This is a genomic window from Roseofilum halophilum BLCC-M91 (assembly GCF_030068445.1).
Classification (GTDB): Bacteria; Cyanobacteriota; Cyanobacteriia; order Cyanobacteriales; family Desertifilaceae; genus Roseofilum; species Roseofilum halophilum.
Genome location: NZ_JAQPOK010000046.1, coordinates 1 through 17096, shown reverse-complemented (window position 1 = coordinate 17096; position 17096 = coordinate 1). Strand labels below are relative to the sequence as shown.

12 protein-coding genes are annotated in these 17096 nt (G+C 47.2%); 9 read left to right on the top strand and 3 right to left on the bottom strand.

Annotation, left to right across the window (positions count from 1 at the left end):
* Positions 1 to 313 precede the first annotated feature (313 nt).
* Entirely contained in the window at positions 314 to 6487 is a 6174-nt protein-coding gene (locus PJF56_RS05970; RefSeq protein ID WP_283761733.1) for a PAS domain S-box protein, read from the bottom strand.
* 319 nt (positions 6488 to 6806) lie between these two features.
* On the opposite strand from PJF56_RS05970, the gene PJF56_RS05965 reads away from it, so the two are divergent.
* The 5 genes from PJF56_RS05965 to folE all read left to right on the top strand — a co-directional run bounded on the left by PJF56_RS05965 (position 6807) and on the right by folE (position 12356).
* Positions 6807 to 7850, top strand: coding sequence for a hypothetical protein (locus PJF56_RS05965; protein ID WP_283761732.1), 1044 nt, complete (start codon positions 6807 to 6809; stop codon positions 7848 to 7850).
* Between the two features lie 415 nt (positions 7851 to 8265).
* A complete protein-coding gene (locus PJF56_RS05960) occupies positions 8266 to 8961 on the top strand; it encodes an aldehyde oxygenase (deformylating) (protein ID WP_283761731.1) in 696 nt (231 codons plus the stop codon).
* Between the two features lie 160 nt (positions 8962 to 9121).
* Positions 9122 to 10150 (top strand): long-chain acyl-[acyl-carrier-protein] reductase, encoded by a 1029-nt coding sequence (locus tag PJF56_RS05955; RefSeq protein WP_283761730.1) that lies wholly within the window; start codon positions 9122 to 9124, stop codon positions 10148 to 10150.
* 85 nt (positions 10151 to 10235) lie between these two features.
* On the top strand, positions 10236 to 11216 hold the full coding sequence (locus PJF56_RS05950; RefSeq protein WP_283761729.1) for an acetyl-CoA carboxylase carboxyltransferase subunit alpha: 981 nt from the start codon (positions 10236 to 10238) through the stop codon (positions 11214 to 11216).
* Between the two features lie 423 nt (positions 11217 to 11639).
* On the top strand, positions 11640 to 12356 hold the full coding sequence (folE, locus tag PJF56_RS05945; protein ID WP_347179457.1) for a GTP cyclohydrolase I FolE: 717 nt from the start codon (positions 11640 to 11642) through the stop codon (positions 12354 to 12356).
* A gap of 40 nt (positions 12357 to 12396) precedes the next feature.
* Here folE and PJF56_RS05940 read toward each other — a convergent pair whose 3' ends face one another.
* Together PJF56_RS05940 and PJF56_RS05935 are read right to left on the bottom strand one after the other, a co-directional pair.
* Positions 12397 to 12537, bottom strand: a complete 141-nt coding sequence (locus PJF56_RS05940; protein WP_283761728.1) for a hypothetical protein — start codon at positions 12535 to 12537, stop codon at positions 12397 to 12399.
* A 41-nt stretch (positions 12538 to 12578) separates the two neighbouring features.
* Positions 12579 to 13220 carry a tetratricopeptide repeat protein gene (locus tag PJF56_RS05935; RefSeq protein ID WP_283761727.1) on the bottom strand — a complete coding sequence of 214 codons (642 nt, stop codon included), beginning with the start codon at positions 13218 to 13220 and terminating at the stop codon, positions 12579 to 12581.
* Positions 13221 to 13403: 183 nt separating this feature from the next.
* On the opposite strand from PJF56_RS05935, the gene hpsJ-B reads away from it, so the two are divergent.
* The 4 genes from hpsJ-B (at position 13404) to nusB (ending at position 16789) form a co-directional block, all read left to right on the top strand.
* A complete protein-coding gene (hpsJ-B, locus tag PJF56_RS05930) occupies positions 13404 to 14204 on the top strand; it encodes a hormogonium polysaccharide biosynthesis protein HpsJ (protein ID WP_283761726.1) in 801 nt (266 codons plus the stop codon).
* Positions 14205 to 14319: 115 nt separating this feature from the next.
* Positions 14320 to 15240 carry a glycosyltransferase family 2 protein gene (locus PJF56_RS05925; RefSeq protein ID WP_283761725.1) on the top strand — a complete coding sequence of 307 codons (921 nt, stop codon included), beginning with the start codon at positions 14320 to 14322 and terminating at the stop codon, positions 15238 to 15240.
* A 119-nt stretch (positions 15241 to 15359) separates the two neighbouring features.
* A complete protein-coding gene (locus tag PJF56_RS05920; protein ID WP_283761724.1) occupies positions 15360 to 16124 on the top strand; it encodes a DUF502 domain-containing protein in 765 nt (254 codons plus the stop codon).
* Positions 16124 to 16789: a transcription antitermination factor NusB gene (gene nusB / locus PJF56_RS05915; protein WP_283761723.1), complete on the top strand. Its 666-nt coding sequence runs from the start codon at positions 16124 to 16126 to the stop codon at positions 16787 to 16789. Before PJF56_RS05920 ends, nusB begins: the two co-directional genes overlap by 1 nt.
* Positions 16790 to 17096: the final 307 nt, after the last annotated feature.

The following is a 17096-nucleotide window of genomic DNA, read 5'->3' as shown; positions in this document are numbered from 1 at the left end:
GGCAGAAGGGTAATGGGTAATTGGTAATGGGAAAACCATTTTTCACGCTATAATCCCCATTTTTCAGGCTTTTCATGGGAAGGCACTCAACCCTTAAAATTTCGATAACTGTACCTCATAACATCGAAAAGCGCTGTATAGTCTATTGAAATAGCTAAATCCCCCTTAAAAAGAAGGGGGGTTGGGGGGATCGAAATGTAGGGCATAGCTGTATTACTTGGAGTGGGAGCATCTTGCTCCCTACATTTTTAATGAAAGTATTTCTACTGGAGTGGGAGCATCTTGCTCCCTACATTTTCACTGAGAGTATTTCCTACAGCATTCTGCGTAGATCTGTAAATAAACGGTAAGCCTCATCCATTTCAAAGTCTTCGAGCTGATCTTCGAGTTGGGAAATCTTTGGCTCTAGGGGAGTATTAACTGCCTCCTGTTTTAAATCATCCACTAAGGCGATCGCCTCAATCAAATCGGTCTCTAGTAGTTCTAGAATCTCACCAATCAAGCCCGCAATCCGTTCCCGGTTCCATTGTTTCTGCTCCTCTGGAGTCTCAGGTAACCCTTGAATGCTCTCTAGGACTTCATCTAAGGCTTCGAGTAATTTGACTTTACCGAGTTGCAACTGTTCAATATTGAGGGTCTCTAATCGCAGGATCTCTTCCAAATTCAGGGCCCATTGGTACACCCTATCCGCTCCGATATTACCGGCTGCTCCTTTCAAACCGTGAACCTGATCTGATAATTGTAACCCGTCTTGGCTGTCGATCGCGGTCTCGAAATCTAAACCAAAGTTGTGATATTGTTGCTCAAATAACTTCAGTAATTCTTCGTAGGATTTCCAGTTTCCTCCGATACGGGATAAACCGGCCTCAACATTAATACCGGGTAGAGAGGGAGTAACGGGTTTCTGGTCTTCATTCTGGGTAATCTGCTCTAGGCGATCGTAGGGAGCATCGCTGGCGCGATAATGCTGGGCATCCCTGGCGCGATCGCTCACCTCTACGGTATACATCCCTGGAGGAATCCAGCGCACGAGGGCTGAGTATAACTGGTCGGGATTCACGGGTTTAGCCACATGATCGTTCATGCCTGCGGCTAAACTTTTAGCCCGATCGCCGTCCATCGCATGGGCAGTCATGGCAACAATGGGCACAGTCGCAAACCGTTCTGTTTCTGGATCTCCCTCTTCTGCCATCGCCCGAATCTCTTCCGTTGCGGTTAATCCGTCCACTTCAGGCATCCGAATATCCATCAAAATCAGATCGAACGAGTACGATTTTACTCTCTCGATCGCCTCCCGGCCATTCATCGCCCAATCCACCTTCAGCCCCACACTCTGCAACAACTCCCGTGCAATCAAGGCATTCACCTCATTATCTTCGACCAACAAAATTTGAGCGCCTTGGATCTGTTCGAGTTGTTCCTCTAAAACACAAGCAGAAGGGAGGAGTCTATTGTCATGCAGAGGGACGTTATAGCCCAAAACAATCATAATCGTCTCTAATAACTGGGAGCGATTAATCGGTTTAGTCACCAAATGATTCTCCTCTAACCAAGGAGTCCTTTCTAGGACGCGCTCTTGGGAATGGGCCGTAACCATTAAAATATGAGGGATGGCAGCCCAATGGGGATCGGATTTAATCTCTCTTAAGGTTTCCACACCATCCATTTTGGGCATATAGGCATCAATTAAAACCAGATCGAACAGATCCTCCCTTGTCCCTTCTAAGGAAGCGATCGCCTCTTGGCCAGAACCCACGGCGATCGCTTGCAACCCAAACGAATTTAAGATCTTAATGAGCATCTCCCTAGAAAAGGGATGATCGTCAATCACCAACGCCTTGAAGCCTTCCCAATTGGGCAGCTCCAAAGATTGATAGTTCTCCCCTAAACTACACAAATAAGGGAACTCCACTTCAAAGGAAAAAGTCGTACCCTGATTCACCTGACTTTCCACCTGAATCATGCCCCCCATTAACGTCACTAGGCGTTTGCAAATCGCTAATCCTAACCCGGTTCCCTGATATTTTCGACTAATGGACGCATCCGCCTGTGTAAAGGCTTCAAATAGGGTATTGACTTGATCTGGGGTTAACCCAATGCCGGTATCGTTCACTTCAAACTTCAACTTCACCCACCGTTCCGTTAAGGTTGAGGTCTCAATGGCAATCATCACACAGCCTTGTTCCGTAAACTTGACGGCATTACTGGTGAGATTAATTAAGACCTGGCTCAACCGCAGAGAATCTCCGATCAGATAGCTGGGCACATCACTATCAACTTCAAACAATAGATCGAGTCCCTTTTCTTTGGATTTAAATGAAAACAGATTATGCAAGTTATCTAAAATAGACTCTAATTGAAAGGGAGCCTTTTCCAGTTGCATTTTATCCGCTTCAATCTTAGAAAAGTCCAAGATATCGTTCAAAATGGCTAAGAGAGACTGGGCTGATTTTTCAATATTTTTGAGGTAGTCTTTTTGCTCATCATTTAAATCAGTTTTCAGGATCAAATGAGTTAGACCTAAAACTCCATTCATGGGCGTGCGAATTTCATGACTCATCAGTGCTAAAAACTCACTTTTAGCCCGATTAGCACATTCGGCCGCTTCTTTCGCTGCTTGTAATTCCTGTTGGGCTAATTTGCGATCGGTAATGTCTACAGACATGCCAATCACTCGGATCGGTTTTCCGTTTGGATCGTGAACGACTGTGGCATTCACTTCAAACCAAAGATAGACTGAATCGTTTGGATCTTCAGAAACTAGCACTCGATACTCAATTTGGAACGATCCCCCTTCCGCGATCGCCGTTTGATTGGTGCGATCGAGAATCTCAACATCGTCGGGATGAACCCTAGCTAAAGACTCTTGATAAGAGAGTTCTACCGGCAAATCTGAAGTGGGCGTTGACGAAAAATAGACCCGATCGGTTTGCAGATCCCTTTGCCAGGCGATCGCCTTAGAGACCTCTAAAGCCAACAAGAGTTGAGTTTCTCGCTCTTGTAGGGCGAGTTGGGCTAATTTTCGAGCGGTGATATCAAAGCGAATGGTTAAATATTGAAAGGGTTTACCGCTCTCATTAATGAACGGCATAATCGTACTAGAGACCCAATATAACCGGCCATCTTTAGCCCGATTACAAATTTCTCCCGTCCAAATATTACCCTCGCTAATAGTACGCCAGAGATTTCGGAAAAAGGCTCGGTCATGGTAGCCTGAGTTAATGACGCGATGGGTATGACCGATGAGTTCCTCTTGTGAGTAACCAGAAAGCAAACAAAAGCGAGCGTTGACGTAGTTAATGGTTCCTTGAGAATCAGTAATAGCAACAATAGCGGATTGATCCAGAGCCTCCTTGAAACAAGATAACTCAGCAATCAGTTCCTGGCGTTCTAACTCTGCTTGTTTGCGGGCTGTGATTTCTCGGAAAATGCCTTGAATTAAGGTTTCATCTTCAATGGTAATGACGGAAGCAGACACATCAACCGGCACAAACTCCCCGGTTTCACATTGGCACTCTATATCGAAGAGTTGATAGATATCTTGGTTGGCGATCGCCTCAAATACCTCTAGAATCTCTGGTAATGCTTCTGATGGAAACAGGTCACTCCAGTGCATTTGGCACAGTTGCGACCGACTATAGCCGAATAATTGTTCTGCCTTAATATTGACTTCCTGAATATTGCCCTGGCGATCCGTTAACACAATCGCATCACTGGCTCCATCCATCAGCGCCCGATAGCGAGCTTCCCGATCCTGCAAAGCTGCCGTGCGCTCAATCACTTTCTGTTCGAGTTGCTGATTGAGTTCTGCGAGCAGACGACGTGCCCGTTGACGTTCGAGTTCTGCCCCTGCGCGGGCTGCGAACACCCGAAGGATTTTTTCTGCCCATTGGAGATTGTACAGAGGTTGGGTGTCTAAAATACAAAGGTTACCGATCGCCTCTCCTTGAGTATTATGTAAAGCAATTCCCAAATAGCTCTCGGCAGAGATTGGGGCTAAATAGGGATCGTGGGGAAACTCTTGCTGAATGAACTCGATACAAGCATAAACTCCCTCTTCAAGGCTCTGTTCGCAAGGGGTGTTTGCCACCTCACAACTAAAATTGGCCTGCCATGTCCCCTCACCCCAAAACGCTAAAGTAGAGAGTCGATCCTCAACCCTTTCCGTCACGATGGCATAAGAAACCTTGAGGGCTTCGCTAATATATTGAACCAAGGCCGGAAAAAAATCTTCTCCAGTAGTTGCTGCGGTTCCCATCACCAAATTATCCAGAGCGGTTTGGGTTTGTTTGCGCTCGGTAATATCTTGCATTAACCCTAATACATGACTTGTCCCTTCTTCGCTCTCAAGTAAAGAAGTCGAGATCGCGATCAGTCTTTTAGAGCCATCCTTACATTCAATTTCCCATTCTTCAGCCATCAGGTTGTCCCCGTCTCGCATCCGCCCCATGCGGGCGATCGCCTGCTCTTGTATCTCTGGGTCTGCATATAAACTCTGATACCAACCAAAGCGATTAATTTCCTCTAGGGTATAGCCGGTAATCCTCTCCATTTGCTGATTCCAGACCGTAAACTGCACAAAAGGAAACGATTCAATGTTATGACAGACACATAATCCTTCCGCCATTTGGTCTAAAATTTGCCCAGAAAAGCGGTTTTCTTCTTCGATATGCAATTGGGCGGATTTGCGATCGCTAATATCCGTCACGCTCCCCACATAACCCACCACTTCCCCAGTCCGATCTCGCTCGGCTACCGATTGTCCATAGACCCAAATCACCCGACCATCAGCATGTTGCAGGCGGCACTCTAGCTCAAAAGGGCCATGGTTTTCCACCGCTTCTGTCCAAGCCTCCACCAGTCTTGGCCGATCCTCTGGGTAGATGGTTTCTATCCATTTGTCCCCCATCGCGTCCTCTAGGGGAACTCCCGTCAGGGCAGACCATTGGCGATTGACATAAATACACTGACCGGCTCGATCCATGCGGAAAATAGCTACGGGCAGGGCTTCTGCTAAACTGGCGTAACGTTGCTCGCTTTGGTGCAGACGATTTTGGGCTTCTTCTTTTTCTTTGAGTTCTTGTTGCAGCTTTTCGTGGGTAGTTGCCTGTTGAAGGGCAATCTCTAAATGTACCCCTAAGTCCTGCAAGAGCTTCACTTCTGACGGTTGCCATTGGCGCGGTTGCCCGCTTTCGCTCACATTCAACCAACCCCACAATTGAGAGCTGCAATTGTGACAATGTAGAGGGACTAGGATTTGCGATCGCACTCCTAAGTTCCTCAACTGTTGGCGATACCCTTCGGACAGGGGAGTTGTTTCAATATCGGCGATGCTCAAAATTCCTTTTCCTTCTTGAACAGAATCGCGATCGCTCCCTGGAAGGCAACAGCCCACGATCTCACCCAGGTGAGAACATTGGCCGGGATCGATGGATTCGGCCACCACCCGCACCTCCCCATGGGGGTGTTGCTGCCAAATTTGTACCCGATCCGAACCCAATAAGGGTCTAACCTGTTCCACGGTCGTTTGTAAAATGGGGACTAAACTCAGGGAAGAGCGAATCTGAGTGGCGATATCAGCCATGAGTTTCTCGCGCTCTAATTCGGCATTGCGAGCTTCGAGTAAGGCCACCCTCTCCGCTTGCAGGAACATCACTTTTTGTTCCAAACTTTCGGCTAATTTATACAGCTCTAGAGGATTGAGCGATCTCCATAAATTGGTTTCGGTAATTAGGCCACAGAGTTTGCCTTCAGCAGACGTAACCACCACACGACCGATCAAGTGCTTCTCCATCAGTTGCACTGCTGCTAACAGGGAATCATCGGGTCGCAGGGTAAACACCGGATGACTCATCACATTTTTGGCAGGAGTCCGTTCCCCATTCACTCCCAAAGCATGAAATTGCACCAAATCACGCTCCGTGAGCATACCCACCGGAACCCCGTTCTCGGCGATCGCCACACAATCGACCGAATGCTCGGCCATCTGTTGGGAAATCTGCAATAGGGAATCCTGGGGACTGGCGCAAATCACCTCTTGGGTCATCGATTCTTGCACTAAACACAAGCGCAATAAATCCATCGGCCCAAACAATTGCCTCAGACTCTCATAAGTCACCAATCCCACCAGATTGTCTTCAGGGTCAACAATCGGTAGATGGCGAATCTGATGTGCTTTGAGTTGGTTAATCCCCACCCATACATCCGTAAATTCTTCCTCCTGTAGGGTGATAACCGGATGGGTCATCATCTCCCCTAGGGTGAGTCGATCTAGGGGTTGCCCTTGAGCTAATAGGCGTACCAGGTCTTTGTCTGTAATAATACCGATTACTTTTCTGTTTTTCGTAATAATCACGCAACTGGAAAGAGATTTAATATAGAGATCCTCAGTCACGCTCTGGTTACTGCCTGTTAAATTGCAATTGATGCAAACGGTACTCATTTTGGCGATCGCCTCACTCACCGGAGCATCGACTGATACAACCAAGGGATCTCTAAGGATAGCGTTTTTACACTCACCTCGTTTTGTCAAGATCGTAAAATCAAAGAACATGGCTCAGTTTACAGTCCTTCGCCCTGGTAATCGCTCATGGGTAATCTGGAATAGGGTAAGGGATTTTTCCTTTAAAATGTAGCATAGCGTCTTCTATTTCCTCACTCCAGTGATGGGAGTCTTAGCAGTGATGGCTCATCAAAAATCCCCAAGGTTTATCCCCTACCGTTTCGAGTTTGTGTTTGGGTTTTATCCTTATTATGGGGTATTATCCTTGAATTTAGCGATTACCGATTACCAATTACCAATTACTATGGATCAGTCTGTTACCGACGTATTAGCCCTTTTGGGAGACCAACCCCAACTCGATTTTAATTTACCCGATCCCGAAGATGACCAGATTCCCGATGGGGAGTTTCAGCAACAACTCGATACAGCATGGTTGGTGTGCGATCGCTTCGATTTGCAAACGGATATTTGGCGGGGTAGGATTTTACGGGCAATTCGCGATCGCGAAAAAAAGGGCGGTGATGGTCGGGGTACGGGCTTTCTCAATTGGTTAAAATCGAAGGAAATCACCAAAAGTCAAGCCTATTCGTTAATTCAATTGGCCAATAGTGCCGATACCTTGGTCGAAGAGGGGCAATTAGACCCGGAAGCCGTGAATAATTTTAGTAAACGGGCCTTTGTAGAAACGGCCAAAGCCCCAGTAGAAGTGCAACAATTGGTAACGGATGCGGCCAGTCGCGGCGATCGCATTACCCGTCGCGAAGTGAAACAATTGGCCGATGAATGGACAGCCATGTCTTCCGACTTATTACCCAATGAAGTCAAAGAAAAAGCCGCCTCCGGAACCATGTCCTCTAAGCACTTAGCCCCCTTAGTCAAAGAATTGGGTAAACTCCCCGATACCCACCTGCACAGTATTCAAGAAGAAGTCGCCGCTAACCCGGATGTAGACACCGTAAAACAAATGACCTCAGAAGCCCGCAGTCTAGCGAAATACTTAGACGCAGCCGCCCAAGTGCAAATCCTCAGCCAATCCTCCGTCGATTTGGAAATGGCCCTAGATGAGAGCTTGCGGTTAGGGTGTTTAAGTACGGCCTCAGAATTACTCAAACAGGCCACCCAACTCGAACAAACCGTAGCCAAGCTCTATTTAACCTGGAAACGCTTAGGGAATTTAGCCGATCGCCTTTATGTGGACACAGGAGCAAGTACCCCCCACCTGCGATCGATGCTCAATCAACTCGGCCCCCTCACCAGTGAAATTCTGGAAGTTCCCCTCCAAGACCAGATGACGGACTCAGACGCGACTCAGTCCACAATTCGCCTACAGTGGCTACAACAACATTGAAAATATTGATTACTCTAGAACCCTTTGTACCCGTCAAAAATAAGTTACAAAATTTACTAAATGAGGGAAATTGAGGATGGGGAACTGCGGGGACACTCCAGATGCCCAGATATAGGGCCGCACGCTAGGTCATAGGCAAAAAGCAATAGGCAAAAGTAATGAATAGAGGAGAATTTTACGTTATCATCAGATAAATCAATGAAATAGCACTCATTCATGCAAATTATCCTAGAGTCAGGGGATTAAGACCGAGATGAGCGATCGGCTCTTGAGGAGTCTTTCCGAGAAGGAGATGAAAACCGGCAAAGGTTAAGTTACACTTAAACCTAACTAATCGTCGTCAGTCCTCACATCGGCAAAACGGTTTGCCATCAAATCAGGATTACCATCATAAACATTAGGAGATTAATCACCTATGCAGCAGCTTGCAGTTAGCACTGAACTCGACTATCAAAGTGAAACTTACAAAGATGCCTATAGCCGGATCAATGCGATCGTCATTGAAGGGGAACAGGAAGCCTATGACAATTACATTAACTTGGCTAGTCTGCTGCCCAATGACAAAGAGGAATTAAACAAGCTGGCGAAAATGGAAAAGCGCCACATGAAAGGCTTCCAGGCTTGCGGCAATAACTTGAGTGTCACGCCCGATATGGAGTTTGCCAAAGAATACTTTAATCAACTGCATCAAAATTTCCAGGATGCCTTGGCAGAAGGTAAAGTGGTTACCTGTCTGCTGATCCAATCCTTGATTATTGAGTGTTTTGCGATCGCCGCCTACAATATCTATATCCCCGTAGCCGACCCCTTCGCACGCAAAATCACCGAAGGAGTCGTCAAAGACGAATATACCCATCTCAACTTCGGCGAAGAATGGCTCAAAGCCAACTTTGAAGACTCTAAAGCCGAACTACAAGCAGCAAACCGGCAAAATTTGCCCATCGTTTGGAAAATGCTCAATCAAGTGGAACAGGATGCCAAAATCCTGGCCATGGAAAAAGAGTCCCTCATTGAAGACTTCATGATTGCCTACGGTGAAGCCTTAGCCAACATTGGCTTTAGCACCGGGGAAATCATGCGGATGTCTGCCTATGGTCTGCGACCCTGTTAACCTGGGTTGAGACGCTTTTCCATTGAGCTATTGCTTTCCCAGATTCGCGGACAAAGACCGGTCGGACTTAGCTCTCCGATCGGTCTTTTGCACTGTCGATTCCCTATTTCGTTCCATTCTCCTTTACTCTAAATAGCAGACGGCTTAACTTAGTACATCCATGTTTGGTCTGATCGGTCACCTTACTAGCTTAGAACATGCCCAATCCGTTGCCAGGGATTTGGGTTATCCAGAATATGCAGATCAGGGGTTAGATTTCTGGTGTTCTGCCCCTCCGCAAATTGTGGACACAATTAAAGTCACCAGTGCTACCGGACAAGTCATTGAAGGTAAGTATATTGAATCGTGTTTTCTACCTGAGATGTTGGCGAATCGTCGGATTAAAGCGGCGATCCGCAAAATCCTCAATGCCATGGCCCATGCCCAGAAAAATGACATTGATACTACCGCCTTGGGCGGATTTTCCTCCATTATCTTTGAAGAATTTAATCTTCATGACAACCCACGGGTGCGAAATGTAGAATTAGATTTTCAAAAATTTACAACCGGTAATACCCATACCGCTTATATCATTTGCCAACAGGTGGAGCAAGCGACGGCTCAGTTGGGGATCGATCTATCCCAAGCAACGATCGCCGTTTGTGGAGCAACAGGGGATATCGGGAGTGCCGTCTGTCGATGGCTCAATCAAAAAACCGATGGGGCGGATTTGTTATTAGTCGCTCGCAATCAGGAGCGCCTGAACGCCCTACAATCAGAACTCGGACGAGGCAAAATTTTGCCCCTACAAGAGGCTCTTCCCCTAGCCGATGTGATGGTTTGGGTGGCGAGTATGCCCAAAGGGGTAGAAATTGACCCTTCAACGCTCAAAGACCCCTGTTTGATGATTGATGGCGGATATCCGAAAAATTTGGGCACAAAACTGCAAGATACTGGCGTGTATGTGGTCAATGGCGGCATTGTCGAACATACCCTAGATATTGAATGGCAAATTATGCAGATAGTGCAGATGGATGTGCCCCAACGTCAATTATTTGCTTGCTTTGCCGAAGCCATGCTTCTGGAATTTGAACAGTGGTATGAGAGTTTTTCTTGGGGACGCAATCAAATTACCGTGGAAAAAATGGAGAAAATTGGCACAGCTTCATTAAAACATGGATTTCGCCCCCTGTTATTGCCCAAAATGTAAGGCAAAAATGTGCGTGTAGATGACCCGAATCCGATAAAATTGGAGACGGGTGGATCGAATAAACTGTTATTTTCCTTTAGTGAATGTGAGTACCTCTGAACGTAAACCCCTACTGCTCGATTTTGAAAAGCCCCTGTTTGAGCTAGAAAACCGAATTGAACAAATTCGGGAATTGGCCCAGGAAAACGGTGTCGATGTCTCGGATCAAATTCATCAATTGGAAGGACGGGCTGTTCAACTGCGAGAGGAGATTTTTACCAATTTGTCTCCCGGACAACGGCTGCAATTGGCTCGCCATCCCCGTCGTCCCTCAACATTGGACTATATTCAGTCAATTAGTCAGGAATGGATTGAGTTGCATGGCGATCGCTGTGGCGGAGACGATCCGGCCTTGGTGGCGGGTATTGGCCGCATTGAAGGGCGATCGGTGGTGATGCTCGGTCATCAAAAGGGCCGGGATACCAAAGATAATGTGGCCCGTAATTTTGGCATGGCTTCACCCGGAGGCTATCGGAAGGCCATGCGGTTGATGAATCATGCCAATCGCTTTGGAATGCCCATTCTAACATTTATTGATACTCCAGGGGCTTGGGCAGGGGTGCAAGCAGAAGAGTTAGGACAGGGGGAGGCGATCGCCTATAATTTGCGGGAAATGTTCCGCCTCGATGTCCCCATTATTTGTACCGTCATTGGCGAAGGCGGATCGGGGGGAGCATTAGGCATTGGAGTCGGCGATCGCCTATTGATGTTTGAACACGCGGTCTATACCGTCGCCACCCCAGAAGCCTGTGCCGCCATTCTCTGGAAAGATGCCAAAAAATCGCCCCAAGCAGCAGAAGCGCTGAAAATTACTGCCGAAGACTTAAAACAATTGGGAATTTTAGATGATTTATTACCCGAACCCCTCGGTGGCGCTCATAGCGATCCCCTAAAAGCCTCTGAGATCCTTAAAACCTCTATCCTCCGTCACCTGTCTGAACTCGATGCCCTATCCCCTAAACAACGTCGAGACGGGCGCTATCAGAAGTTTAGACACATTGGAGTCTTTTTGGAGGCCAGTGCCTAGGCTCTGGACTTGTGTTAACCGGGGCGATCGGAGTTATAATGACCTCTAGTAACAATTGTTTACATTTCCCTCATTACTTTGAGTTTTGCTTATCGAAGAAGTTTAGATGACAACGGCTTAACCTCCCTGGCATGGGCTGTCCCAACTTCTCCGGCTTTATTTCAATTGCTCCAAAGCGTAGCCCCAGTATCCGGCTACAAAGCATCTCTGGTGATGTCAACCCTAGATTCTTTAGATCCCTTAACTCCAAAACGATCTCAAACCCCATTGCTTCCTCCCTCAGCAGTGATCGAGGCATGGAACAATACCCCCCCTGCCAGGAGCTTGACCACAAGTTGCTCTGGCCCCATTCTAATGAAGGCAAAGCGACCCTTTGTCTGTCTTAGCTCACCCACCTGAAATGAAAAGAGAGTTTTCTATCTTATGACTATTGCTTCCTCTAATGGTTCTCCTTCCATGAGTTCTTCTTCGGATCAGAAGACCAAGGAACATCAACCGTTGTCGAGTCGGCCGGATCGCGCTACGACCCATGGTATGGAATCCAAAATCTCCCCTCCTCCCTCTGAGATCAGCAATGAAGCCTTAACGGATGCCGTGCGGACAATGTTAGCAGAACTCGGCGAAGATCCAGAGCGGGAAGGACTGCTCAAAACCCCCAAACGAGTGGCAGAAGCCATGCGCTTTCTCACCAATGGCTATCATCAATCCTTGGAAGAACTGGTTAATGGAGCCATTTTTGATGAAGGCCATGATGAAATGGTACTCGTGCGCGATATTAACCTCTTTAGTTTGTGCGAACACCATATGCTACCGTTTATGGGTAAAGCCCATGTGGCCTATATTCCCAATCAAAAGGTAGTGGGTTTAAGTAAATTAGCGCGGATCGTGGAAATGTATTCCCGTCGCTTGCAAGTGCAAGAGCGCCTAACTCGCCAAGTGGCTGAAGCCATCCAAGAAATTCTTGACCCCCAAGGGGTTGCGGTAGTGGTTGAAGCTAATCATATGTGTATGGTGATGCGTGGCGTGCAAAAGCCTGGCTCTTGGACAGTTACTAGCTCCATGGTGGGCGTGTTTAAGGAAGACCAAAAAGTGCGTGAGGAATTTTTAAACTTAATTCGTCATCAACCCAGTTTCTTCTAATACCAAGTCCGGTTTCCGCAAACGGACATGAAAATGGGATTCAAGAAGCGGGCAAGATGCCCGCACTCCTGGAATTGGTTGAGATGACTGGAGTGGGAGCGTCTCGCTCCCTATACAGCTCTTGGCGCTGTAATGAGGTACGATAATCCAAATTTTGCAAAATGGTTTTCCAATTACCCATTACCTATTACCCTTCTGCCTGCCGCGCGTAGCGCTAGATGGTTAACTGGATGGGGGTTCGAGTTTCTGGCGCAAATCGGACAAAACCCGATCGATTAACTCAACAACTTCGATCTGCCCTAAATTAGCATAGCGCTCCTGGGCTGCTTCTAGGGCAGTAATCGCCTCTTGCCATTTCTCTTGTTTGATATAGGCGACAGCTAAATTATGGTAAGACATGGGAGCATCAGGATTGAGGTCGATCGCCTCCTGAAACGCGGCGATCGCCTGCTCGTAATTCTCCTGACTCCCTAGGGCAATGCCCAAATTATTATAGGTCTCCCAATTCTGGGGATTGATCTCTAGGGCCTGTTGAAATGCATTAACCGCTTCATCAAATCGGCGATCGTGGCCCAGAGCAATACCCAGATTAGAATAAATTTTCTCTGAATTGGGATAAATCTCTAGGGCCTGTTGAAACGCCTCTACCGCTTCAGCATAGTCCCCCAATTTCATCAACTCAATCCCTTGCTGATTATACTTTTGAGCCTCCTCAAGAGCATCATTGCTAGTCTCCTCTTGAGCCAGCCACAAGGGAGAACAGAGGTAAGCGAGGCTCGGTTGTCCCCACAAACCCAGTCCTAACATTAAGATAGCGATCGGAAAATAGACGTTTGCCAAAATTGGAGTGAAACTAGAAATCATGAGACACCTGGAGTCATTTGAAGATAATTCATACAAGAGCGATCGCTTAAACTGTAATATATAGCGCTCTTATCAGTTCATCAGTTTTCGATGTTATCCTGGTTCTGGTCATCTTAGTCCAAGGACTTCAGGGCATTTTCAAGGGTCTCTCAATATCCCGATCGCAAAACATAACCATTTGATATGAAAGCAAGTAGCAACCCTATCTCTCCCTTAGCCTCCCGGTCACTACAACTGGTAGGCCTAGTGATGATTGTCTCGTTTATTATTGATATTCTCATTATTGCCATTCCTCCTGAGCTGCTCAGTCCCCAATGGAGACTGAGTTTTACCAGTCAGTTCATTGACCGAGGAGTGATTCCCTTAGTTGGAGTTGCCCTCCTGTTAGGGGGAGTTTGGATCAAAGAGTCTGAGGGAACCAGCAGCTCTAAACAAGGGATGTTAAGATCGGCAGCAGTATTAGTCTCCTTGGTCTTGGGGATCGTCTATCTGTTAGTCGTTCCCCTCCACAGTATCGATACCGTGCGCAGTCGTAACCGCGCCCTGAGAAATCTGGAGGCTCAAGCCCAACAAGCAGAAGAACAATTGCAAGCCCAATTAGACAACCCCCAATTTCGGGCCGGTTTAGATCAGCGTCGCGAACAGTTTAGAACTCAAATTAATACTTTGATTAGCAATGAGGAGCAGTTTCAACAAGCTCTAGAACAAGCACCAGAACAACAAGCTCAGTTACTCGAACAGTTCAGAAGCGATCCAGGTGCAATTGATACCTTCATCAATGAACAGGTGGATGCTCTCCCCCAACGGGCAAGAAGTCAAATTGAGCAAGAAAAAACCCAACGGGAAGAGAGGGCCCAAGTCACAACCCTCAAATCCATGTCCCAGTCGATGAATGGTGCGCTATTAGCCATTGGATATTTGGGCATTGGTTTGGCCGGTGTGCAACTCGGAGGGGGTGGAAAGCGCAAGAAACGCCGCCGATAAGACCCTTATTTTGTAACCGATCGCCTAAACCTAGAAACCTATGGAGGGAGCGATCGGTTTTTTACGCTCCATTTATGCTCCTTGACCCTGAAGTATTAGCCCTGATTGACTGACCATGTTCTCCATTTATATTCTCACCTATAACGAAGAACTCGATATTGGCCCCTGTATTGAATCAGCTCTACTGTCAGATGATGTGATTGTAGTAGATTCGCTCAGTAGCGATCGCACCCTAGAAATTGCCCAACGGTATCCCGTCCGTATTGTTGAGCATAAATTTGAAAGCCACGGCCGTCAACGCACTTGGATGCTCCAAGAAGTCCCCGCTAAACATCCTTGGATTTATATCCTAGAAGCCGACGAGCGCATGACTCCGGAGCTATTTAACGAGTGCTTAGAAACCCTTAAATCCGCCGACAAAGTAGGCTATTATGTGGCCGAGAGAGTCATGTTCATGAATCGCTGGATTCGCCACAGCACCCAATATCCCCGATATCAGTTACGCCTGTTACGCCCGGATCGGGTGTGGTTTAGCGATTATGGCCACACCGAACGAGAAGTCTGTGATGGCCCCACAGGCTTTCTCCAGGAAACCTATCCTCACTATACCTGTAGTAAAGGTCTCAGTCGTTGGATCGAAAAGCATAACCGCTATTCCACCGACGAAGCAGCCGAAACCCTCCGTCAACTCGAAGAAGGAAAGGTGAATTGGGCTGAGTTAGTCTTTGGGAAAACCGAAGTCGCCAGACGACGAGCGCTCAAAGACCTATCCTTGCGTCTGCCCTTTCGACCCATTGTACGATTCTTCTATATGTATTTTATTTTAGGGGGATGTTGGGATGGTTCACCCGGTTTAGCTTGGTGTACCCTACAGGCCTTTTATGAGTATCTGATTTTATTGAAAACCTGGGAAATGCAGTATTTACCCGTTCCTGAGTTAGATTCAAAACCCCTCAATCCTGGAGGAGAAGATCCACCCCAAGACAGTGCAGAGGAAGCGCCCTTGCAACCGGAAGAAGTGAAAATGGGAGAATGATGCTAAGTTGGCCCCTCTGGTTTCTACAGATCGCTGGCAAAGTGTTTTAAGATAACCCATAGTGGGGATCATCTCTGAATTTAACCCCATAACCTGTTTAACGTGAGTAGAGAATCTTTGTGCTCCAACGCTTGAAGCAAGATTTGAAGAATGATTTGATCGCTGGGTTGCTGGTGGTCATCCCATTAGCAACCACAATCTGGTTGACAATTACCATCGCCACTTGGGTGGTTAATGTCCTCACTCGGATTCCCAAACAGGTGAACCCGTTTGATGGGTTGCATCCGATTTTGGTCTATCTTCTCAATCTGGTGGTGGGACTAGCCGTACCCTTACTCAGCATCCTGGTGATTGGTCTGATGGCCCGGAATATCGTCGGCCAGTGGTTGTTGAATGTGGGGGAGCGCATTGTGCAGGCGATTCCCTTGGCCGGTTCCGTTTACAAGACCTTAAAACAATTGTTGGAAACCCTGCTGAAAGATTCTAATGATAAGTTTCGACGAGTCGTGTTAGTGGAATATCCCCGACCGGGTTTATGGTCTATGGGGTTTGTGACGGGGCCCTTGAGTCCAGATTTACACTCCAATTTTCCGGAACCGATGATTAATGTGTTTATCCCCACAACGCCCAATCCCACCACGGGATGGTATGCGATCGTACCGGAAAAGGATGTGATTAATTTAGCGATTTCGATTGAAGATGCCTTTAAGGTGGTGGTCTCAGCCGGTATTGTTCACCCGAATGTTGGCCGACTTCCTCCTGCGAAGGGCCAATCAGGATATACACTAGAGGATCGGAAGAATTCTCAATTGACCGAGAATCCGGGGGAAAAACTCGGCCTGGCAGTTTCTTTATCGGTTGAGGAATCTTCTGAAGTTGAGTAGTGTTAGAGGGCCAATCTTCGGCTTTAAGGATTATGCAACCGCGCCAAATTGCTCGTGAACTTGCTTTGCTGAGTCTTTCCCAGTTTTCTAATAACCGGGGAAAGGAGACTCCAGCCCTTGAGGAGATGATGTTCGCTGCGGTAAAAATGTTGCAAACTGAGGCGATCGAGTCTTTGGAGGTGGCATCGGCTCAGTTGCAGCGAGGAAGCGATCGCCTTTTGGAGAGTGAAACAGTAGCGCCTAATATTGCCAGTTCTAGGGCAATGGTGAAAGAATCCATTGAACTGACTCAAACGGCGATTAATCGCTTGGGAAGTGCCATGGAGTTCCCAGAAATGCTCCATCAATGTCGGGATCAAAAGTCGGTTCAAGATTATGCCCTAGAGTTGATCTCTAGGGTGAGTCAAAATCGCCAGCCGATAGATTCCCTGCTCTCTAGGGCGATGGTGAATTGGCAATTAGACCGAATTGCTCGTGTGGATCGGGATATTCTTCGCATTGCGGTGGCGGAAATTTTGTACGTTAACCTGAATGAGCGGATTGCCATTAATGAGGCGGTGGAATTAGCGAAACGCTACAGTGGGGAACAGGAATATCGGTTTATTAATGGGGTATTGCGTCGGGTGGTGACGTTGCTCAAGGAAGAAAGGTCTGAGCAGGGGTAATGGGTAATCGGTAATCGGTAATGGGGAATCGGGAATGGGGAATGGATAATCGGTAATCGATAATGGGGAATGGGTAATGGGTAATGGGGAATCGGGAATGGGGAATCGGTAATGGGGAATCGGGAATGGGGAATCGGGAATGGGTAATATCAAATCTGGTTCATGGGTTACAGCGTTTTTCGATGTTATGAGGTACAGTAATCGAAATGTTCCTTGAGAGTGTTGTCCCATGAAAAGCCTGAAAAATGGGGATTATAGCGTGAAAAATGGTTTTCCCATTACCAATTACCCATTACCCATTACCGCG